This is a genomic window from Microbulbifer mixtoriginis (SeqCode) (genome assembly GCF_052466695.1).
Genome location: NZ_CP174285.1, coordinates 2,357,850 through 2,376,733, shown reverse-complemented (window position 1 = coordinate 2,376,733; position 18,884 = coordinate 2,357,850). Strand labels below are relative to the sequence as shown.

Annotated in this window: 18 protein-coding genes and 1 pseudogene; 3 read left to right on the top strand and 16 right to left on the bottom strand. The window is 45.3% G+C overall.

All coding sequences use genetic code 11. The features are described from left to right. Nucleotides 1-33: 33 nt before the first annotated feature. From nuoF to ACJJI0_RS10565, 6 genes are all read right to left on the bottom strand, one after another. Nucleotides 34-1,308 carry an NADH-quinone oxidoreductase subunit NuoF gene (nuoF, locus tag ACJJI0_RS10590; RefSeq protein WP_444885848.1) on the bottom strand — a complete coding sequence of 425 codons (1,275 nt, stop codon included), beginning with the start codon at nucleotides 1,306-1,308 and terminating at the stop codon, nucleotides 34-36. Continuing rightward, the gene (gene nuoE / locus ACJJI0_RS10585; protein ID WP_444885847.1) at nucleotides 1,286-1,852 is read right to left on the bottom strand and encodes an NADH-quinone oxidoreductase subunit NuoE; all 567 of its coding nucleotides are present in this window, start codon (nucleotides 1,850-1,852) and stop codon (nucleotides 1,286-1,288) included. The genes nuoF and nuoE overlap by 23 nt, the downstream gene beginning before the upstream one ends. Before the next feature lie 130 nt (nucleotides 1,853-1,982). Continuing rightward, on the bottom strand, nucleotides 1,983-3,788 hold the full coding sequence (nuoC, locus tag ACJJI0_RS10580) for an NADH-quinone oxidoreductase subunit C/D (protein WP_444885846.1): 1,806 nt from the start codon (nucleotides 3,786-3,788) through the stop codon (nucleotides 1,983-1,985). A 41-nt stretch (nucleotides 3,789-3,829) separates the two neighbouring features. Continuing rightward, entirely contained in the window at nucleotides 3,830-4,477 is a 648-nt protein-coding gene (locus ACJJI0_RS10575; RefSeq protein WP_444885845.1) for a NuoB/complex I 20 kDa subunit family protein, read from the bottom strand. Between the two features lie 18 nt (nucleotides 4,478-4,495). Next, on the bottom strand, nucleotides 4,496-4,909 hold the full coding sequence (ndhC, locus tag ACJJI0_RS10570) for an NADH-quinone oxidoreductase subunit A (RefSeq protein WP_252084847.1): 414 nt from the start codon (nucleotides 4,907-4,909) through the stop codon (nucleotides 4,496-4,498). A 454-nt stretch (nucleotides 4,910-5,363) separates the two neighbouring features. Continuing rightward, complete coding sequence (locus ACJJI0_RS10565) at nucleotides 5,364-6,074, bottom strand: DUF3885 domain-containing protein (protein ID WP_444885844.1); 711 nt, start codon at nucleotides 6,072-6,074, stop codon at nucleotides 5,364-5,366. Between the two features lie 564 nt (nucleotides 6,075-6,638). Here ACJJI0_RS10565 and ACJJI0_RS10560 point away from each other — a divergent pair. Beyond that, on the top strand, nucleotides 6,639-8,048 hold the full coding sequence (locus tag ACJJI0_RS10560; protein WP_444885843.1) for a YdgA family protein: 1,410 nt from the start codon (nucleotides 6,639-6,641) through the stop codon (nucleotides 8,046-8,048). Between the two features lie 259 nt (nucleotides 8,049-8,307). On the opposite strand, the gene ACJJI0_RS10555 is transcribed toward ACJJI0_RS10560, so the two are convergent. Both ACJJI0_RS10555 and ACJJI0_RS10550 read right to left on the bottom strand, forming a co-directional pair. Continuing rightward, on the bottom strand, nucleotides 8,308-8,541 hold the full coding sequence (locus ACJJI0_RS10555) for a DUF5062 family protein (protein WP_252084850.1): 234 nt from the start codon (nucleotides 8,539-8,541) through the stop codon (nucleotides 8,308-8,310). Nucleotides 8,542-9,107: 566 nt separating this feature from the next. Further along, complete coding sequence (locus ACJJI0_RS10550) at nucleotides 9,108-9,266, bottom strand: hypothetical protein (RefSeq protein WP_444885842.1); 159 nt, start codon at nucleotides 9,264-9,266, stop codon at nucleotides 9,108-9,110. Between the two features lie 146 nt (nucleotides 9,267-9,412). Here ACJJI0_RS10550 and ACJJI0_RS10545 point away from each other — a divergent pair, with 146 nt between their 5' ends. Beyond that, on the top strand, nucleotides 9,413-9,742 hold the full coding sequence (locus tag ACJJI0_RS10545) for a reverse transcriptase domain-containing protein (protein WP_444885926.1): 330 nt from the start codon (nucleotides 9,413-9,415) through the stop codon (nucleotides 9,740-9,742). A 30-nt stretch (nucleotides 9,743-9,772) separates the two neighbouring features. Beyond that, nucleotides 9,773-9,913 carry a hypothetical protein gene (locus tag ACJJI0_RS10540; protein ID WP_252084852.1) on the top strand — a complete coding sequence of 47 codons (141 nt, stop codon included), beginning with the start codon at nucleotides 9,773-9,775 and terminating at the stop codon, nucleotides 9,911-9,913. Between the two features lie 328 nt (nucleotides 9,914-10,241). Here ACJJI0_RS10540 and ACJJI0_RS10535 read toward each other — a convergent pair whose 3' ends face one another. From ACJJI0_RS10535 to ACJJI0_RS10500, 8 genes and pseudogenes are all read right to left on the bottom strand, one after another. Further along, complete coding sequence (locus ACJJI0_RS10535; protein ID WP_444885841.1) at nucleotides 10,242-11,486, bottom strand: cytochrome-c peroxidase; 1,245 nt, start codon at nucleotides 11,484-11,486, stop codon at nucleotides 10,242-10,244. Next, on the bottom strand, nucleotides 11,480-11,737 hold the full coding sequence (locus ACJJI0_RS10530; protein WP_444885840.1) for a hypothetical protein: 258 nt from the start codon (nucleotides 11,735-11,737) through the stop codon (nucleotides 11,480-11,482). Before ACJJI0_RS10530 ends, ACJJI0_RS10535 begins: the two co-directional genes overlap by 7 nt. 318 nt (nucleotides 11,738-12,055) lie before the next feature. Continuing rightward, nucleotides 12,056-12,172, bottom strand: a pseudogene (locus ACJJI0_RS10525) (IS3 family transposase); the annotation flags it as partial. Between the two features lie 507 nt (nucleotides 12,173-12,679). Continuing rightward, nucleotides 12,680-13,300, bottom strand: a complete 621-nt coding sequence (locus ACJJI0_RS10520; protein ID WP_444885839.1) for a class I SAM-dependent methyltransferase — start codon at nucleotides 13,298-13,300, stop codon at nucleotides 12,680-12,682. Nucleotides 13,301-13,944: 644 nt separating this feature from the next. Next, nucleotides 13,945-14,766 (bottom strand): hypothetical protein, encoded by an 822-nt coding sequence (locus tag ACJJI0_RS10515; protein WP_444885838.1) that lies wholly within the window; start codon nucleotides 14,764-14,766, stop codon nucleotides 13,945-13,947. Nucleotides 14,767-15,932: 1,166 nt separating this feature from the next. Further along, nucleotides 15,933-16,415: a hypothetical protein gene (locus tag ACJJI0_RS10510; RefSeq protein WP_444885837.1), complete on the bottom strand. Its 483-nt coding sequence runs from the start codon at nucleotides 16,413-16,415 to the stop codon at nucleotides 15,933-15,935. Between the two features lie 451 nt (nucleotides 16,416-16,866). Next, entirely contained in the window at nucleotides 16,867-17,553 is a 687-nt protein-coding gene (locus tag ACJJI0_RS10505) for a DUF1963 domain-containing protein (protein WP_444885836.1), read from the bottom strand. Between the two features lie 618 nt (nucleotides 17,554-18,171). After that, nucleotides 18,172-18,417 carry a VF530 family protein gene (locus ACJJI0_RS10500; protein ID WP_444885835.1) on the bottom strand — a complete coding sequence of 82 codons (246 nt, stop codon included), beginning with the start codon at nucleotides 18,415-18,417 and terminating at the stop codon, nucleotides 18,172-18,174. Nucleotides 18,418-18,884: the final 467 nt, after the last annotated feature.

Sequence of the window (18,884 nt, the reverse complement as noted above, 5' to 3'; positions counted from 1 at the left end):
ATTATTGGGAGTCCGGCCAATCTCTTTCGCTAGTTATTTATAGGGGCAACAGCCTTTCTTGATATGATCTATATAGTCCTGTTCAAATAGTTTGAGGGAACTCTGAATGGGTTCTGCTGCTCCAGGAGCCAATGCACAGAAAGTTTTACCTGGAGCAATGCGCTTACATTGCTCATGTAGCAATTCAAGGTCATCGGGCAGGCCTTCCCCATTCTCGATTCTTTGCAGAACTTTCACAATCCAGGGCAAGCCATCTCGGCAAGGAGTACACCATCCACAGGATTCGCGCGCAAAAAACTGTGTAAGATTTAGTACCAGCCCAATAGGACAGGTTTTATCATCTAACACAATAATTGTACCGGTCCCCATACGGCTACCAGCCTTGCCGATCACGTCATAATCCATAGGGAGATCGAGGTGATCGGGCCCCAGGAAATCGGTAGATCCTCCGCCTGGTAGAAAACCTTTTAGCCGAAGTCCATCTCGCATGCCACCAGCATACTGTTCAATGATTTCACGAATAGGGGTACCCATTGGCAATTCCCAAGTACCGGGATTTTTGACTTTGCCGCTGACGCCAAATATTTTACTGCCAGCATCCTGTCCGACGCCCAATCCCCGGTACCAGTCGACTCCATATGCTACCAAATGAGGTATATTGCAGAAGGTTTCTACATTATTTACAACCGTAGGTTTACCCCACAAGCCACTTACTTGAGGGAATGGTGGTTTAGCTCTGGGGATTGCACGTTGCCCTTCGAGAGCATTGAGAAGCGCTGTCTCTTCACCGCAGATATAATTACCTGCACTGCGATGCACAAAAATTTCCAATGAAAAATCACTATCAAAAATATTTTTTCCGATAAGACCTTGAGATTTTGCTTCCTCTATTGCTCGCTCCAGGCGTTCTGCTGCCAGGTGATATTCCCCGCGAATGAATATGTAACCAATGGATGCGCCTATGGCGTAGGCAGCAATTGCCATCCCTTCTAATAATAAATGTGGATCACGCTCCATAAGGAGGCGGTCTTTGAATGTGCCCGGCTCCATTTCATCTGCGTTGCAGACAACAAACTTTTGCTCAGGGGATCCTTCGCCTCGGGGAACAAAGCTCCACTTCAATCCAGTGTTAAATCCCGCCCCACCGCGTCCACGTAATCCGCCATCTTTGACAAGATTGATAATGTCATCCGGTACCATAGAGTGCGCTTTGCGCCATCCTTGGTAACCATCATTATCCAGGTACCGGGTGATATCTGCTGCGGTATTTTCTTTGGTGATATTTTTAGTGAGAGGATTTGTCAGCATGGATTTGTTTCTTTTTATCGATTAGTGCGTCGATAGCTGATTCATCGAGGTTTCTATACATTTCCTCTCCCAGCATGAGTACAGGTGCTTTATCACAATCGCCTAAGCAGGGAGCCTCCAATAGAGTAAATATTCCATCATTTGTTGTCTGTCCTGGTTCAATTTGTAGACTCTGGCTTATGTGTTTTTGTAATTGATCACAGCCCATAACCCAGCAGCTGGCACTTTTACAAAGCAAGATCACTTCTTTCCCAACGGGCTGACGAAAAATCAGTTGAAAATAAGTGGCTACGCTCTCCAGTTGAGCTACAGGCATCTCCAAGTAGTTTGCAATGGCCCGTAGACTACCGTCTGAAATCCAGCCCCGATACTTTTGTACGATTCTAAGTGCTTCTAAACCCACAGAAGATTTTCCCTCATAGTGAGAGGCCTCTTCATCAATTTCTCGCTTTTCCTCATCGGTGAGGGTTTCGGAGAGTTCTTCTGGATCCTTGTTACTTTGCTCCATTACTTCGATCAGTTCCGGTTCTAGTACGCTGGACATTTTCGCCTCCTATGGTCGAATCACGGAGGCATCTAGAAGATGCTACTGCCGCCGGTAGTTACTGCGACATAAGAGCATCGAATCCTGTATTTCATAAGTCTCCCCATAATCTAAGCTGAATTTATTGTTGTTATCGGTCAACATCTGCCATCACAAAATCAATACTGGCAATGATTGCAATAAGATCCGCAATTAACAGCCCCCGTGACATAAGTGGAATCATTTGTAAATGAGGGAATGAGGGTGTGCGTATTCTGGTGCGGTATGATGTCGTCCCTCCATCGCTGACAATTTGATAACTGTTGAGACCTTTAGTGGCTTCGATTGGGAAACACACCTCACCGGCGGGCATTACAGGTCCCCAACTGTTATTTACAAAGTGTTGGATGAGGGTTTCTATATCCTGCATAGTGCGCCCCTTTCGTGGAGGCGTCGTCAATGGGTGATCGGATTTATAGGGCCCAGCTGGCATATTTTCCAGGCACTGACGGATAATACGCAGGCTCTGCCACATTTCATCCACTCGCACGCGACACCGATCAAAACAATCACCACCATCATAGCTGGGAATATCGAATTCAAATTGGTCATAGCCACTGTAAGGGCGTTTTTTACGTAAATCCCATTCAAGCCCGGTTGCGCGCAGACCGGGACCCGTCACTCCCCACTCCAGTGCTTCAGCGGTATTGTAGACGCCGATGCCCCGTGTACGTTTTTGTAGCAGTTTATTTTTGATTACCATCCCGTCGTAATCGCGCAAGCGTTGTGGCATATAGTCGAGAAATTCCCGGACCATCTTTTCCCAACCCTCTGGCAGATCCTGGGCTACACCGCCGATCCGAAACCAGGCCGGATGCATACGCCCACCAGTGATGGCCTCGACTATGCCAAAAAGTTTCTCTCGGTCGATAAACATGTAAAAGACAGGGGACATCTGTCCGACGTCCTGAGCAAAGGTGCCGAAAAAGACGAGATGGCTGGAAATGCGGAAAAACTCGCACATCATTACACGAATAACCTGGGCACGTTCGGGCACCTGAATTCCGGCGAGTTGCTCCAGAGCCAATACGTAGGGCAGGTTATTCATAACGCCACCCAGGTAATCAATGCGATCTGTATAGGGCACATAGGTGTGCCAGGCTTGGCGTTCTGCCATTTTTTCTGCGCCGCGATGGTGATAACCGATATCCGGTACCGCATCCACTATTTGTTCACCATCGAGTTGCAGGGCGATGCGAAAAACGCCATGCACACTGGGGTGGTTTGGCCCCAAATTTAGAAACATAAATTCTGAGTCTTCGTTGGCACGAGCCATGCCCCAATCCTCAGGGCGAAATAATAGTGCCTCTTGCTCCTTACGCTCTTTTTCTTCAGAAAGACTGAAAGGGTCTACTTCTGTGGCGCGTGCATGATGATCCTTACGCAGGGGATGTCCTTTCCAGGTAGTGGGCATCATAATCCGGCGCAAATGTGGATGCCCTTCGAAATTAATCCCAAAGAGGTCCCAAACCTCCCGCTCATACCAGTTGGCGTTTTGCCAAATGTCATCAATTGATGGCACTGAAAGCTTGGATTCGGCCAGAGCGACCTTAATGCGGATAAATAAATTGCGAGTGAAAGATAGGAGTTGGTAGACCAGGGTAAAATCACTAGCTGGCTGCTTTTCTGGTCCTTCTCCGCGGTTTACTCGCAAGCGCTCATCTATTGCGCTGAGGTCGTAAAGCATGGCGAATGGACGAGAAATATCTACCTTGAGAAATTGCAATATGGGAATCAGGGACTGGGCATCTACCCATAGAGTGGGCATATCTCCACAATTTGGTTGTAACCAGTAATTGTGCAAATGATATTCCTGGTCGAGATCACGCAGGAATAGCTCAGCCTCCTTGCTATAGGCAGTCTCACAGTGAATACTTTTTGCTATAACGCCTGTCATGAGGGTCCCATTGTTATTGTTTTATTGGAGCGCTTTAAGCTTTAAACCGTATCTGGAGAGCGCAATAGTTCCGTACGCATCCGTTCTTCTCGATGCAAATCCCGCTGGCTTGGTTTGGCTACTTTTCTGGTTCCCTGTTCGTCCACTACCCAACTGAAATTTCTGCGCTCGGCAGCAACGGATTTTTGTAGCAGAGTGAGACCCTGCAGTAATGCTTCTGGGCGTGGGGGGCACCCGGGGACATAGACATCAACAGGCAAAAATTTATCGACACCTTGCACCACGCTGTAAATGTCGTACATGCCGCCAGAGTTGGCACAAGAGCCCATGGATATCACCCAGCGAGGCTCGATCATTTGTTCGTAGAGCCGCTGTACCACAGGCGCCATTTTTAGGAATACGGTGCCAGAAATTACAATAAGATCAGCTTGCCGTGGCGTTGCACGAATGACTTCTGCGCCGAAACGGGAGATATCATGGCGGCTGGTAAATGCAGTGGCCATTTCCACATAGCAGCAGGAAAGCCCGAAGTTAAATGGCCAAAGTGAATTAGAGCGTCCCCAGGCGACTAACTCTTCCAACTTGGCGAGTAGAACATTTTTTTGCAGGTCTTCTTCGAATTCCTCGCCACTTGACTTACGGGAGTCAGAGGCGATGACATCATCTGCCTTACTCAGCTGCCAGCGCATGGTGTTTTCCTGGTTTCTTTATTGATTATTTTTGCGGCCAATCAAACTTTTTTGTTGTCCGCCCCACTCCAATGCACCCAGGCGCCATAGGTAGATCAGCCCTACCAGTAGGATGACAATAAAGATTGTGGCTTCGATAAAGCCGAGAAGCCCGGTCTCAAAGAAGGCAATTGACCAGCTAAACAGATAAACCGCTTCCAGGTCGAATACAATGAATAAAATGGCAACCAAATAGTAGGCAACTGAAATTCGCAGGCGAGCACTGCCCTGGGAGATAATCCCGGATTCAAAAGGTTCATCTGTTGCGGGATCTCTTCTCTTCTGCCCGAGAAAATAGGAAAGGCTCAGCATCAGGACAATTAGTGCGAGTACAGCAAGGCAATAAACGACAAGAGGCCACACTTCCGGGTTGAGCTGCTCTGGGTAGTTCAACTTCTTTCTCCCCGTTTTTCTTATGGGTCACGCCCGAATTGATTCTTAGTACCGCCGCGAAAATACTTGGTGTTTTTTTGATAGGAACGATTTCTGGTACAGAAAACGAATGGAATACTTTTGAGTTGCCCTCTACTTCAACGAGGTGCCTGCTAGCTCCCAAAATCCTTGTTTGCTTGTCCACTGTTTATAAGGCTTAGTCCAAGATTACGCCAGTATCACTAAGGAACGTTTAATTCTTATACCTTTACTTTTTATTAGATGGAATTCTGTGATAATTAACGTCAGTGATCGGAAAACTTAATTTTGTGTCAATAAATGGAGATATTTAAGACATGTATGGCGCAATAAAATAGGTGAAAAGGCGATGCAAGATAGAGAGAGCTGGGATTGGGATTCGTATGGGGAGTGGTGCAGAGATAAATCAGGGGACTGTGCCCCCCGATTTAAGGCGTTAGCCAAAATTCGTGTCCATCATCTCTCTATCGTAGTCGAGAAGGTATGAGTCGAATTTCTTGTATAGCTGAGACAGTATGGCCTTGTTGCCAATAACGTCCATGCCTCGAACATCATAAGGCCAAGCTTCAACTCCTTTAGTTAGATCAAAGAGGTAGATGTTTACTAGCGGACATGGCTTGACGCCTAAGTCTTGTGCCATGCTGCACCAAAGTAGCTTCTTCAGACTTGATTTGGGTAGTTTTATCGCAATTGTATGCCAGTAATCTTCAGTTTCCCCCTCAATCCAGCCTTCATCTACCGCTACACGCTCAAGCCAGTGCTCTTTCTCTTTCACTTTCTTGGGAAATAATCCAATGTTTCTAAGCTCACGAAAAGTGGAGATAGAAGAAACTAGGGGTTCGTTACTAAAGATACGGTAACAGGCAACAATCTCCTTATCGAATATTTCTTCACATATTTCGTGAGATTTACGTAATGCTAAATCAAATTGATCGAGCCAATCTCCACCTAAGGAAAGCTCAAAACGAAGACCTCCTTTGTGGGTATAGAACAAAGGTCTTTCGAAAGCTTTTCCGGAAAATTGAGACTGGATAGATTCTCGAATATTCATTGTAGCCTTAACGCCGTCATAACCAGCTGGAGCACATAGTGCAGAGGTCCAGGCAGCTTTGCTGGCAATGGTTGATGGCTTTGGTACACCCAACATGGGCGTGGACGAATGGGGTGAAAGCCTCTGTAGGAAGATCACCGTTTAATGGATTCCATTAAATGCTAACTAATAATGAATGGCAACTGTAATACCGCAAGGTCTTGTGGGGAGGAGACCGATAGAAAAACTACGAGCTGGCCAAGGATACAGAAGCCGGGATATCTAACGGGTAGAGTAAGTGATGCACTTTAAAGCTGAATGCAGGCAATAATTACAATCACAAATACATGAATTTATATTTTCGGGTGGCCCAGAAAACTGAATCTCAACTTGCCAACGGTTACATTTACGCGATCCCTTATAGAATATAAAAGTTTGTACCAATTACAACTAATTACAGTGTTCGTATTTTCGGCGAGGAAGGCTTCCCGCCTCCAATATTAAGGACTAGATTTGGTGAGTTTTATTGAGTCCGCTTTACATATTGTTGTTATAGGGGCGTCCGTTTGTAGTTTGCACCAAGAAAGAATAAGTATTTTATATTTTGACTTACAGCTGCCTGTAAATATGAGATAATAATAGACTTACTTCTCAGCCAATTTGTAGTTTGGATTTATTTTAATGAAGAAATTATTGAGTGTATTGCTTCCAGTAGCAGTGCTTACTGGTGTTGTTGCACCGAAAATTGCCGGCATTCAACTTGAGTCATCCATTGATGAAATAGTCACTGCCGCAAATGAAAATTCGGCATACACGGTTGAAATAAAAAGCATGGATTCATCCTGGTTTTCAACCCAGACCACCTTTTTGGTCAGCATGGATCTCAATGCTTTCTCGGATGTGTCAGATACCCCTGAACTTGAATCTTTTTCTGTAGAAGTAGATTTCAGTGCTTCCCACGGCCCCTTTCGCTTCGGTGAACATGCCGGTTTCGGATGGCTTGGCTGGACACTAGAAGCTGCCGGTGATCAATTACGTGAACATTTGGTGTGGGCTGAGCAAACGCCTTTTTACCAGCTTCATGGCAATATGAATGTTTTAGGTGGTTATTACTATAACGACAGCATTACGCCATTTACTACTGATATTGAAGATCATAAAGCTCAGTTAACTTTCAGCGGTTTCCAGGGTAAAGGGCAATATCAGGATGGGCAACTAACTTACCAGGGGGGTGCCGATAGCCTTACTGTCACTTCTGAGTTAAGGGACGTCAAGGCTGAAAGTTTGACTATGGATATGACCATGGCTTCCTCCTTTAAGGCAATCTTTGAAAGTGCTTTTTATGATTCTGATATAACAATTAACCTTGGTGCCATCAGTTTAAATGATAGAGAACAAAACGAAAATATTGACATTGCTGACCTATATGTGAAGGGCAGTACTGAATTCAACCAAGAAAAACAACTGGGAAATATGCAGGTTTCCTACGGCTCTAAAAAGGTCGACATAGCTGAATTCCATGGTGAAGATCTGGCTCTTGAGATTGAGGTCGCCAATATCAGCCAAGAATTTTTGAAGTCTTATCAGGATTTTGCGAACTCACTCAATACGCTGCCTGCTGAAGAGGCAGGAGCTAAGGCTATGGAGTTTATGAACGCTAATCTGTTATCTTTAGTGGCTGGCGAACCTCAAGTGAATGTTACCAGCTTACGTGGTACTTTCCCGCAAGGCAGCTTTAACAGTAACCTGCATACTAGCTTAGTTGGCATTAGCGTGTTACCGGAGCAACCACTAGATCCGGCTTTCTGGCTGTCACATGCCTTAGTTGACGGCAAGCTAAGCGGCGATAAAGCCCTGATTGAATTTATGGCCGTACAAGTGATGAAAGCTCAATTGCAAAATAACCCGCAAACCCAAGGCATGAGTGAAGAGCAGCTGGAGCAAGTAGCTGCTCAACAAGTACCAACCATATTAGCGTCTCTTGAGCAACAAGGTTTGTTAGTATCAAGCAATGACGGCTACAGCTCCAATATCAGCCTGAAAGACAGCGAGTTTAAGGTGAATGAAAAACCTATGCCGTTGCCCCTTTAACGGATATTAGCTGTTTGTGATTGAAGTGGCTTATCTTAAGCCACTTCATACTCCTCTTCTAAGGCTGACGATTTATCGGTTTTTTTGTGTTAACGGTGTTTACCTAAGCCATAAACAAAGCCGGATATGGTTTAGTTTTTATTTGTGGTGAAACGTAGGAATATCGGCGCTAATGGCTGCTAATCCATGACTATGACTTTTTAAGCCCTTTTAGTATGGCTACCAAATACTTCCTGGTCTTACGATAAAACCCCTCTCTTCACTGCTTTGAGGCCCATATTGCTAACCTATGCATGATAGCTTTCTGTGATATTTTGTCTTCTGGAAGCGGTTGAATTAATTTATCGTGAACTAAAAGACGATAAATATATTCGAGTTTCTCGTGAGCTGAATCGGTAGCTTCGAATTCGACAACGCCTCGCTTGGTGCCATATGCAGTACCGAGTGCTATAGCCTTTTTCACCATCTCTTTTTCGTTTTTGAGTTTCTTCATTATCATCTCTCAAAGAGGTCGTCGATATTACGCACCTAACGCCCGCCTCAACTGCCGGAGGCTACTGTCACCTTATTTGCCAAGGTTTTGGCAAAAAAGGTGACAATGGCCGGAGGTCAATTTACAGGCGCTTGGTGCACTCAGCATGGGCGTGGACTAATAGGGCGAAAGTCCCCTGTAGGAAGATCACCGTTTAATGGATTCCATTAAATGCTAACTACTAGCGAATGGCAACTGCAACACCACGAGGTCTTTTGGGGTGACAGCCGCCAGCAAAACTTCGAGCTTACGAACAGAAACATTCTATAAGGTTTAGCTAGGTGATCTAACAGCTAGAGTCAATGATGCAACTGTGCAGTGAAAGTTCACGTTCTTATCTAGGGAGATTTGTTTAGCTGTCAGCGTTGGCGCTGACTCATAAGTAGGTCCACCACTATCGTGGAGTAGAAAAAATGGTGGAACATAGCCAGAGCCTCGGTCAGAAATGACCAGGGTGATTAAACAGAACTCAGCCGACGGCCTAGTAGCCAAATGCCAAGATTAATACCTTGGACACGGTGAAGGTCTCAACCAAACTCCAGGGTTAAAAGACAGGGCAGCCTACCGATATGTTGCCATCCGGCAATAAAGGTGCCGCAGGCATTGATGGGATTACCATCGATGAGTTTGTTCAGCACTTCAAGGTAATTGGTGATGCGATTGTTGAAATTATTCGGCAAGGCCATTATCAACCGCTTCCCGTTAGGCGAGTCTACATTCGCTAGCCAGATGGTGGTCAGTGAGGTCTTGGGATACCTACAATCTTTGATCGTGTTATTCAGCAAGCTGTTGCCCAAGTTATCCACCCCATCTTCGATAAAAATTTTCGGAAATTAGCTATGGCTTCTGTCCAAAGCGATCACAGCATCATGCAGTGAAAAAGCTGCGAAAGTATATCGAGGAAGGGAAACGAATAGCGGAGGATGTCGAGTTATCGAAATTTTTTGATCGAGTAAATCATGATTTCCTTATGAGTTTACTTGGCCAAAGAATCAGCGATAAGCGTTTACTCAAATTGATCGCAAGCTACTTGCGCGCAGGATGTGTAGAAGATGGATATTGGAAAGCCTGTCATGAGGGGGTGCCACAAGGTGGCCCTTTATCGCCGCTGCTTTCCAATATTGTACTCGACCTGCTAGACAAAGAACTGGATAAACGTTGACACAATTTTATCTGCTATGCGGAGAATTTTGTGATCGTCGTTTCTTCTAAACGCGCGGGTGGACGGGTTATGGCGAGTATTAAACGCTTTGTTGAGCGCAAGCTTAAGCTCAAGGTTAACGATACTAAAAGCCAAGTAATCCCCGATTGTTTTGAAACCCGCAGGCAGTAAGTTGCGTCGATCAGTGCTCTCGAATTTGTGTCGAAACCTCTCACCGATATCCCTACTATCCGGTAGTTTCTAATTCATCAGACGTTGATAGGGATAAAGTCTAGAATTCAGATTCAAGCTTGATTGACTCTCGTAACCAGTCCCTGATGTTGGATTCAAAGCTATCTGGGTATGGGAGGCATTTTTCATCGAGAATGAGGTCGGGATGTTTAGTGACACGGGCTACCATCCAGCTGAGCGAGATGTCCGAAAGTCTACTATCTGGATAGGGTTCAGTGATATTGAATGGACTCCAGACATCCAAACATGCTCGACAATTTGATTATCGTCAACGGCGCAGCGGCGCCTCGCCTTCGGGGTGTTCGAGGTCCTTTTCGTCGAACGCGTCGTCGGTCAATGTCTTCAGAAACGCCACGATCGCGGCTTCCTCTTCGTCTGTCAGCCCGAGGTTACCCAGCTCGGCCCGGTTGACGTTCTTAGGGACTTCGGGTTTAGGCCAGCCGGTGATTCCGAAGTTCGGGTCGGTTGCGTCGGGCACTTCACCGAGCGTATCACGGGTGTTGTAGAAATGGACGATTTGCTCGAGCGTGGCGAAGACGCCGTTGTGCCCATAGGGTGGGGTGATCTCAATGTTGCGGAGAGTGGGGACTTTGAATTTACCATTCTGCGATCCGTCGGGGTGCTTGGCGGCGATCTCTGGCCGACCGCCCAGGCCCAGGTCGAGTGGTAGGCTGTCGACGCCGTGCAGGCCGGCGATTCGCGGGTTCACAGGGAGACCCAGGTTGTCATAGGTGAAGTCGGTGAACAGGGCGTGCGGGTAGTTCGCCGGCGGCTTGCTACTATGGCAGTTACTGCATTTTGCTTTGCCGTTGAACAGTTGGAGTCCCAACTTTTCCTGCGGGGTCAGGTCGATCTTGCCTGCAACGTAGTAGTCGTACTTGGAGTTGAACTCGGCGAACTCGTCAGTGGGCTCGAAGGACCCGATTGCGGCGCCGAACTTGGGGTAGACCATCTCGACCTGTGGCCACTTGAGGTCTACGCCGTAGAGCCGCCGGAAGGCCTCGAGATAGACCGGATTCTCCGCGAGGCGCGCGAGGACCGCCTCTTTGCTCGGCATGGCCATCTCCAGTGGGTTGAGTGGCGGTCCGATTGCTTGGTCTTTCAGCGAGTTGGCCCGGCCATCCCAGAACTGCCCGCCGACATAGGTCTGCTTCTGCTCATCCCAGTGGAATGGGGGGCTGAACGTCGCGTAAGCGGCGGTCTGGGCGTTGCGCGTGCCAAATTTCCCGGGCTCGGACCCGGGGGAGACCGGCATACTTACGGGATCGGCGGCGCTGCGTGGATCGGCGAAACCGGCCGAGTGCGCGTGACAGGTGACGCAGCCGGTGTTACGCCTGGCCGAGATGTTCAGGTCGTTGTAAAGAAGGAATCCCAGCTTAACCCGATCGGGGAGTGGGGTGTTCTGCAGCGGCGGAAGAGCCGCGGGTGTCGTGTCTGTTGTGGTGGCCGTTTCCCCCATCAAAGAGAGGACGAAGACCGAGAAGGCAATCATGGTGCCGGCCACGATCAACATACCCAGCCTCCGCGCCTATTAGCTTTAATTATCTTGTTGTAACCCTCGTACTCTGCATGCTGCTTTACAGCAAATTCTCTCGCTGAAGCTACAATTTCGCTTCTTCCTTTTCTTTCAGAGACAGGGATCATTTTAATCTTATCCGCTGTATATATTTGCGTTACATTACATAGCGCCAGCTTCCACTGCTCCTTGGAAAGATCACCGTATTTTGAAAAAACACTATGAAAAAATCTTATATCTTTACTCATGAGTTAAGAGCCCTGATTTCATGTAGTAGTTGACCAGGGAGCCAGTGGTTCACTATCTATCTTTCTATTAAAGACCCTTTAAGTCCCAATGCGAATCTATTAGCTACTTTAGATTATAGATTTCCTATAAAGTGGCAATCTGGTAAATATATTTGCAATTCAATAATCTACGGTAGCCTAGCCTCTTTAAAAAAATAGCTCAGGGGCGTGGCGCACATAAGTCAGATTGCCAGACTCTTACCACCGTTAGTAAATTTAAACGCCTATTTCAGTTTTTTCACCCCACTCTGTTGTGGTCAACTCCAACCGAACACTCCTCTAAGTACATTTCTCAAATTCGATAGGTGCTAGGTCCCCCAGTGTTGTATGTATTCTGCGTGAGTTGTAAAAAGCAATATAGGCTCTTACATCTGCTATCGCCTCCTTTCTTGTCGGATAGAGATTTCCCGTTAATCACTCTGGCTTCAGGCCGCTAAAAAAACGTTCAGTCGGTACCTTGTCCCAACAATTTCCCTTTTCTACTTCAGGTCCTTTATTCAGCGCCTCAGGTTATTGGCAGTTGTTCCTACAGTCTTTACTATCTTAGAAATCGAATATCCTTGCTCAGAGACAAGAGTTTCGGCGTCTTTCTTAAATGCCGGATTGAAATACCGACGTGTACCTTTTGTTTTCATACTTCACCTTGCTCGGTAGTTTTACCATCTTCGCGAAGTGTCTGGATGGATTAGATCACTACACTGAACCTAAAATCCATAAGCTACAAGGCATGGCTAGACCACCGATATGTTTCCAGTTGGATAAGGTTGAGATAGCGCACTGCCATGACATTCAACTCGATTGAAGAGCTGCTCGACAGTATCGTTGGGTAGAGATTTATTACGGATAGGGAACCGCCCATTGCGGACATGCATGATGGGTGGTGTGGGGGCCGGTAGCTAGAAACTACCGGTTACCCGGTTTAGATTTTTTTCTCGCTACGATGGAGAATATATGCCAATGGTGCGGTGTACCATCTGCAGTTTCTCCTGAAAGGTCATGTTCAGTCCACTTTAATAGCTCAAAGTTACTGAGATGTTTTTTAATCTTCGATTCATTCATAACTAGAGTATCATTCCAAAATGCTTCCTTATCATACTCAGGTCCAGCCATTGTGTCTTTCGGCCCCAGGAATGAACCGCAAAAGATTCCACTCTCCGTCAAAGAGTTAGTTATTTTCAACCAAACTGACTCAAAATCTTTTTCAGGACAAAAGAAAAGACTGGCATCAGCAACTACCAGCGAGGACTCAGGATAATGGAAAGTATTAAAACTATCCCTTGATAGAATAACCTGCTCATCATCTTTGAATCGTTTACGACATCTAGATATAGATTCATTCTCGATATCAAAGGCATGAACCGTGAAATTATTACTGCGCAAATAAGCTATATCTGATCCTGCTCCACAGCCACAATCAACAGCAATCTTTCTTCCTTTTGCTTTACTAAGAGCAAAAATTAAATCTTCTCGAGTATCACTATGTTCTGTTGAGTCATAATAGTTGGAGATTTCTCTCGTTGACATTCCCTATCTCCGATGAGTAGAAAATCTAACTCCGCCAACAGTGGCCGAGCGTAGCGAGGTCCAGCCCCGAAGGGGCGATGCTGACTACTGGTACATCCAGCATGGGCATGAGCTAATGGGGTGAAAATCCCCTGTAGGAAGCTCGCCATTTAATGGGTTCCATTAAATGCTAACTACTGGCGAATGACAACTGCAACAGCCAAGGACACCGAAGATGGGTGATCTAACGGGTAGAGTCAAAGATGCAGTTGTGTAGTGAAAGTTCATACTCTGAACTGGGAAGTTCTGTTTAATTTACTACAGTGAAGCTGTCAGGGCGGTAATAGACTCATATATGAGCTTAACCAGTTCGAGACTATCGTTAAGTACATGGATAGGCTGATTACGCACCCCCGCGATGACTGGTGTAGTAGCCGGTAACTAGAAACTGCCGGCTACTCGATTTTGAGCTATTCAACAACATTGCCAGAGGAACTTACCAATAAGAAAAGCTAAAAATAACAGGGTGTCCACTTTAGTTTTTTGATAAACAAAATAGTTGCCCAAATAATTACTCCCTTAAATAAGAAGCTCTATCCACGATAAAATCGAGCTTGTCTTACAAGATGGATTGATTGCGGTGAAGCGTAGTTAATCCTTAATCGTTAGGACTCCGTTAAAGTTATGGTCGTGTGGCCCAGGCTATTATTCCCCGCGATCGAGGTGTTGTAGTTTCCCTTGCCCTGTGGCCACGACACGCTCGTAGGTTGCCAGCCATCGTATCCACTATTGGATTCTGGTTGGATTGAGAAGGTGTGGTCTTCGTCGATACTGTACTGCAAATTAGCGTATGGGGACTCCCATTGAGTTCCAGAAAAGCCATCAAGTATCATCACTTTTTGCCCTGGTCCAATCGATGTGGTCCCATTCAAAAGCTCATATGGATGTGGATTAGCGTAGTCGCATAAATGAACCCACTTTTTGGTCTGATTGTCGAGATAATAGGTGGGACTTACCGGTTCAACTTCTTCTTTCATCTCGTACGGATCCCCTATCGGATATACGTGAAGGGTGGCCGTGTACTCGTCTTTACCACCTTTTTTTTTCGAAATTAATATCGCGTCATCCATAACCCAGAAATAACCCGTCGTTTCAGCGCTATATCCAGGCTTATTAGGGGTCTGCGCGAATACGTAGACGCAAGCCGTATAAGCTTTTTCGCCATCGGTTTGCGAAGTTATCGCGGTTTCGCTTGCGTAGTTGATCTTCATCTTGCTGCCGCTTTTCCCAGGAAGATAATAAAGGACATATCCAGCGGCCATGTCACTTCCTTTAGCCCAGCCTGTGAAAGCTCTCGTGGTTGTTAACGCGGGAATAGTATCTACTGGGCCATGCTCAATATTACCCTCGGATTGATTCATGTTTTTGGTATATTTAATATCGGTCTTACAGTGATTTGCGATATTGACGGTAATGTGATAGCCCATTTTTTTCTCCTGTTTTTAAATATGCTCTTATTGCAGACATTAATGCCATAAAACTATGCTCGATTAACAAAACGAAATGAAAGGATATAAAAAATATTTGGCATAGGACAACTGATTAAAGTTCGAGCTTTCCCTAAATACCAATTCAGTGGAAATAAATAGTTCATGAAAAAGCTCATCGTATTTCGCATATGAGAGCCCCGGCCACACCTTACTTGACATGCTCGGCAATAACTTCTCTGACCTTGTTCGGTCATTGATAGATAGGTAAAATTCTTCGCTCATCATGAAGATGGAAAGCTATAACTTAAACAACCTATGCTTATATTTTGACGCGAGAATCTTTTAAAATCCTTCCGAAAAAACTAGCCTGCACACTAATGGCCACAACAATAATAAATGCTGGCAATATCTTCTTTATCGGTATCTCCAGTATCTATCCATGTTAAATAATATTATTTTCAAAACCAAGATTGCAAGCAATAATTTTATATGGGTAGGTTATTCACTAAAGACCTTTTACCCGCCATCCCCCTCCAAAAAAAGTTATTGATATTAACAATATTTCCTAAACAGAAATAGGCCAAATTCCTTCGAGCAACCCAATTGTTTTGCCTATCTATTCATGTTATATCTTTATATTCCCCCTCGATATAAGTATTAACATAGATTTTTCGATCCACTAGCAACCAAGAAATATAAAACAAATGCACAAAGAAATTCAGAGCTTTGGTGATCAATCAAAGGTTGGAATGACCGCGTTAAGATACAAATAGCTCGACCTGCTGGCAGAGATTTAGGGGGGGTGGAAAAAAGTGTATCTGTAAAAAAATAAGGTATTGCTTATCGATGCAAAGCTATCCATTAAATTAGAAACCAGCTAATGAGAGGCTGTGGAAGAAGTTTATGCTCAACTCGATAAACACTGGGTACACGGAATAGGCGATTGCCGAAGCTTCCTCTCAGCCTCGCCCGCTCTGCTATTCTAGTCCTAACCCAAATGCTCTATATCAAGATTACCGCTCTTTGATCTAAAAATAGCGTTTTCTAAGACCTGAATGCAAATTCCCAGAACTTGAACTCCTTTACTTCTAAATCAAAGAGTAAGAATCGTCAGAAATAGAGCTTTCGCTACTGTTGACATAATCCTCCAGTCTTTGACTGTCCTAGTGTGTGTTTCTACCCTTTCCCCATGGATAATCTGGTGGCATGTAGCCCTCAACTCTTTTTATTTTCAATAAAGACTTTTTATCAAAAACCGTCGAATATATACCCGACGAAAGATTAGACCCGATTGGGTTTATAGTGATGCTCTCTACCTTGAACTCACCATCCAAAGATAATTTGAATAATGTTCCTTGCCGCGTTCCATGTCTCCAATAACCCCATAGACTATTACGGCCGGATTCATATTTTTCGAAAGCAATTGCTTTTGGGTGAAATGCCACAACTTTATTCATGTATGTTCCATCCGCCTTACTTAGATAGATTATAAAAGGGCCGCCACTATTGCCGAACATTGCTGATGGTCCAGACATGATTCTATCGGCTATACCATCACCATTTAAATCGCCACTATATGTATATCCGTAATCTGCTCTAACCTGACTTGCAAATAGAATCAGGATAAATACTATGCATCGATACACTGGGTAGCTCCTTTTTGGTTTAACGCCTCAATAGCGGACAAATAACTTGGCTCTTCAGCCGTAGGCAATCGTTGATTAATTTGGTACGCCAACTATGGGCGTGAACTAATGGGGTGAAAGTCCCCTGTAGGAAGATTACCATTTAATGGGTTCCATTAAATGGTAACTACTGGCGAATGACAATTGCAACAGCCAAGGACACCGAAGCCGGGTGATCTAACGGGTAGAGTCAAAGATGCAATTGTGTAGTGAAAGTTCATGCTCTTAACTGGGGAAGTCTGTTTAATTTACTACAGTGAAGCTGCCAGGACGATAACAGATTCATATATAGGCCTAACCGGTTCGAGACTATCGTTAAGTACATGGATAGGGAACCGCTGATTACGTACCCCGCGATGACTGGTGTAGTAGCCGGTAACTATAAATTGCCGGCTACACGATTTTGAGCTACTCAACAACATTGCCAGAGGAACTTACCAATCGTTCCCTCTTTATTTATGAATGCGTATGAAACACCGGAGTCTCCAAAATTGATACTAAATGGAACTGCACACGAATCTAGCTGCATAAGAAGTGACCAGTCGTCCGTATTTCCGGGAAATTCGTCACCTTGAAGAAAGCTGGGTGTCCCACCAATTTTATTTCCTCCCAGCTTATTACAGTATTTTTCATAGTCCTCGTCAGCTAGGTCAAAGCGTTCTGCTTCTGGAATGAATTCTGGGTCTTTTGAGGCTGAAAGATCAACAGCTAATTCGATGTCTATTGGGTAAAGACCAGTTTTCCCCTTTACTTCAACATAGTCCTGTAAAGTTGGTCCAGTGGTGATATTTCGTACCTTAATTTGAGGCTTACCACCCGGTTGAATAATTACTGCATTCTCGCCACCGTCTGGCTCCCATGTTCCATCAACGTACTCATCATCATCTGTCATGAAGATATAGGCCACTTTTCCCTCACAGCCTGGAAATAAATCATTTGTAAGTTTGATCTGACAAATAAAGCGCATGGGAGAATCCGTTTCAGAGCTTATTGGCCATTGAGCTTCCTCAAGCCAATTGGGCTGACCGCCAAATTTTGTAACAACATCAGAAATCGGTAATTCAGTTACTTTGAATTTTATTGTATTCCGAGTAATCATACTTATCCTTGTGTACTTTAAACCCTTGCCAGTAGGCAGCAGAAACCCAGTGTAGGCTGTCCCATGGAAGCGGAACGGAGTGTACTTGAGTAACTTGGTACGCCCAGTATGGGCGTGAACTAATGGGGTGAAAGTTCCCTGTGGGAAATTCACCATTTAATCGACGCCATTAAATGCTAACTACTAGCGAATGGCAACTGCAATACTGTGAGGTCTTGTGGGGAGGAAGCCGCTAGCAAAATATGAGTTGAGGAATAGAAACATCCTATAAGGCTTAGCCTGGAGGGCACCGAAACGGGGTGGTCTAAGGGTAGAGTCAATGGTGCAGCTGTGAAGTGAAAGGTCACGTTCTTATTTGGGGAGATCAGTTTAACTGGCTGCTGTGAAGCTGCCAGGGTGGCCGCTGACTCAGAAGTAGCGCACTGCCATGATACTCTACTCAAGTGAAGAGCTACTCGACACTATCGTTGAGTAGGGATTCAACGGATAGGGAACCGGCCATTGCGGACTGGCACGATGGGTGGTGTGGGGACCGGTAGCTAGAAACTACCGACTACCCGATTTATGCGCCTGCCCCTACCTAATCACAGCGACATCTATGTGGTTACCAAATAGTGCTTATTTACGATTAGCCCACGGAGATTTATTTTCAAAAGTTGAGATATACAGATTCTCGACTTTATCTCGCGCCCACTGGGTTTTGCGTAAAAACTTGAGCGAAGACTTAATTGATGGGTCACTCTTAAAGCAATTGATATTAATCCTATCTGCCAAACCATCCCAGCCATAATGCTCCTGCAATCGTGTAACAACTTTCTCAAGAGTAATACCATGTAGCGGATTATTTGGTTGTTCTTTATTCATTCTTCAATCAATACCCTATGTTAAATGACGCATAATGCCGCGAGCATGGGCGTGAACTAATGGGGTGAAAGTCCCCTATAGGGAAATCACCATTTAATGGTCGCCATTAAATGTTAACTACTAGCGAATGGCAACTGCAACACCAGGAAGTCTTGTGGGGGAGGGAGCTACTGGCAAAACTACGAGCTGACGAACAGAAACATCCTATAAAGCTTAGCTTGGAGGGGAGGTGGCAAAGGACACCGAAGCCGGGTGATCTAACTGGTAGAGTCAATAATACCTTTATGTAGTGAAAGTTCACGATCTTATCTGAGCTGATCTGTTTAGCTTGTTGCTGTGAAGTTGTCGGCGTGGCCGCTGACTCAGAAGTAGCGTACTGCCATGACACTCAGCTCAAATGAAGAGCTGTTAGAGACTATCGTTGGCTCGTACGGATTGGGAGCCGCCCATTGCGGACTCGTACGATG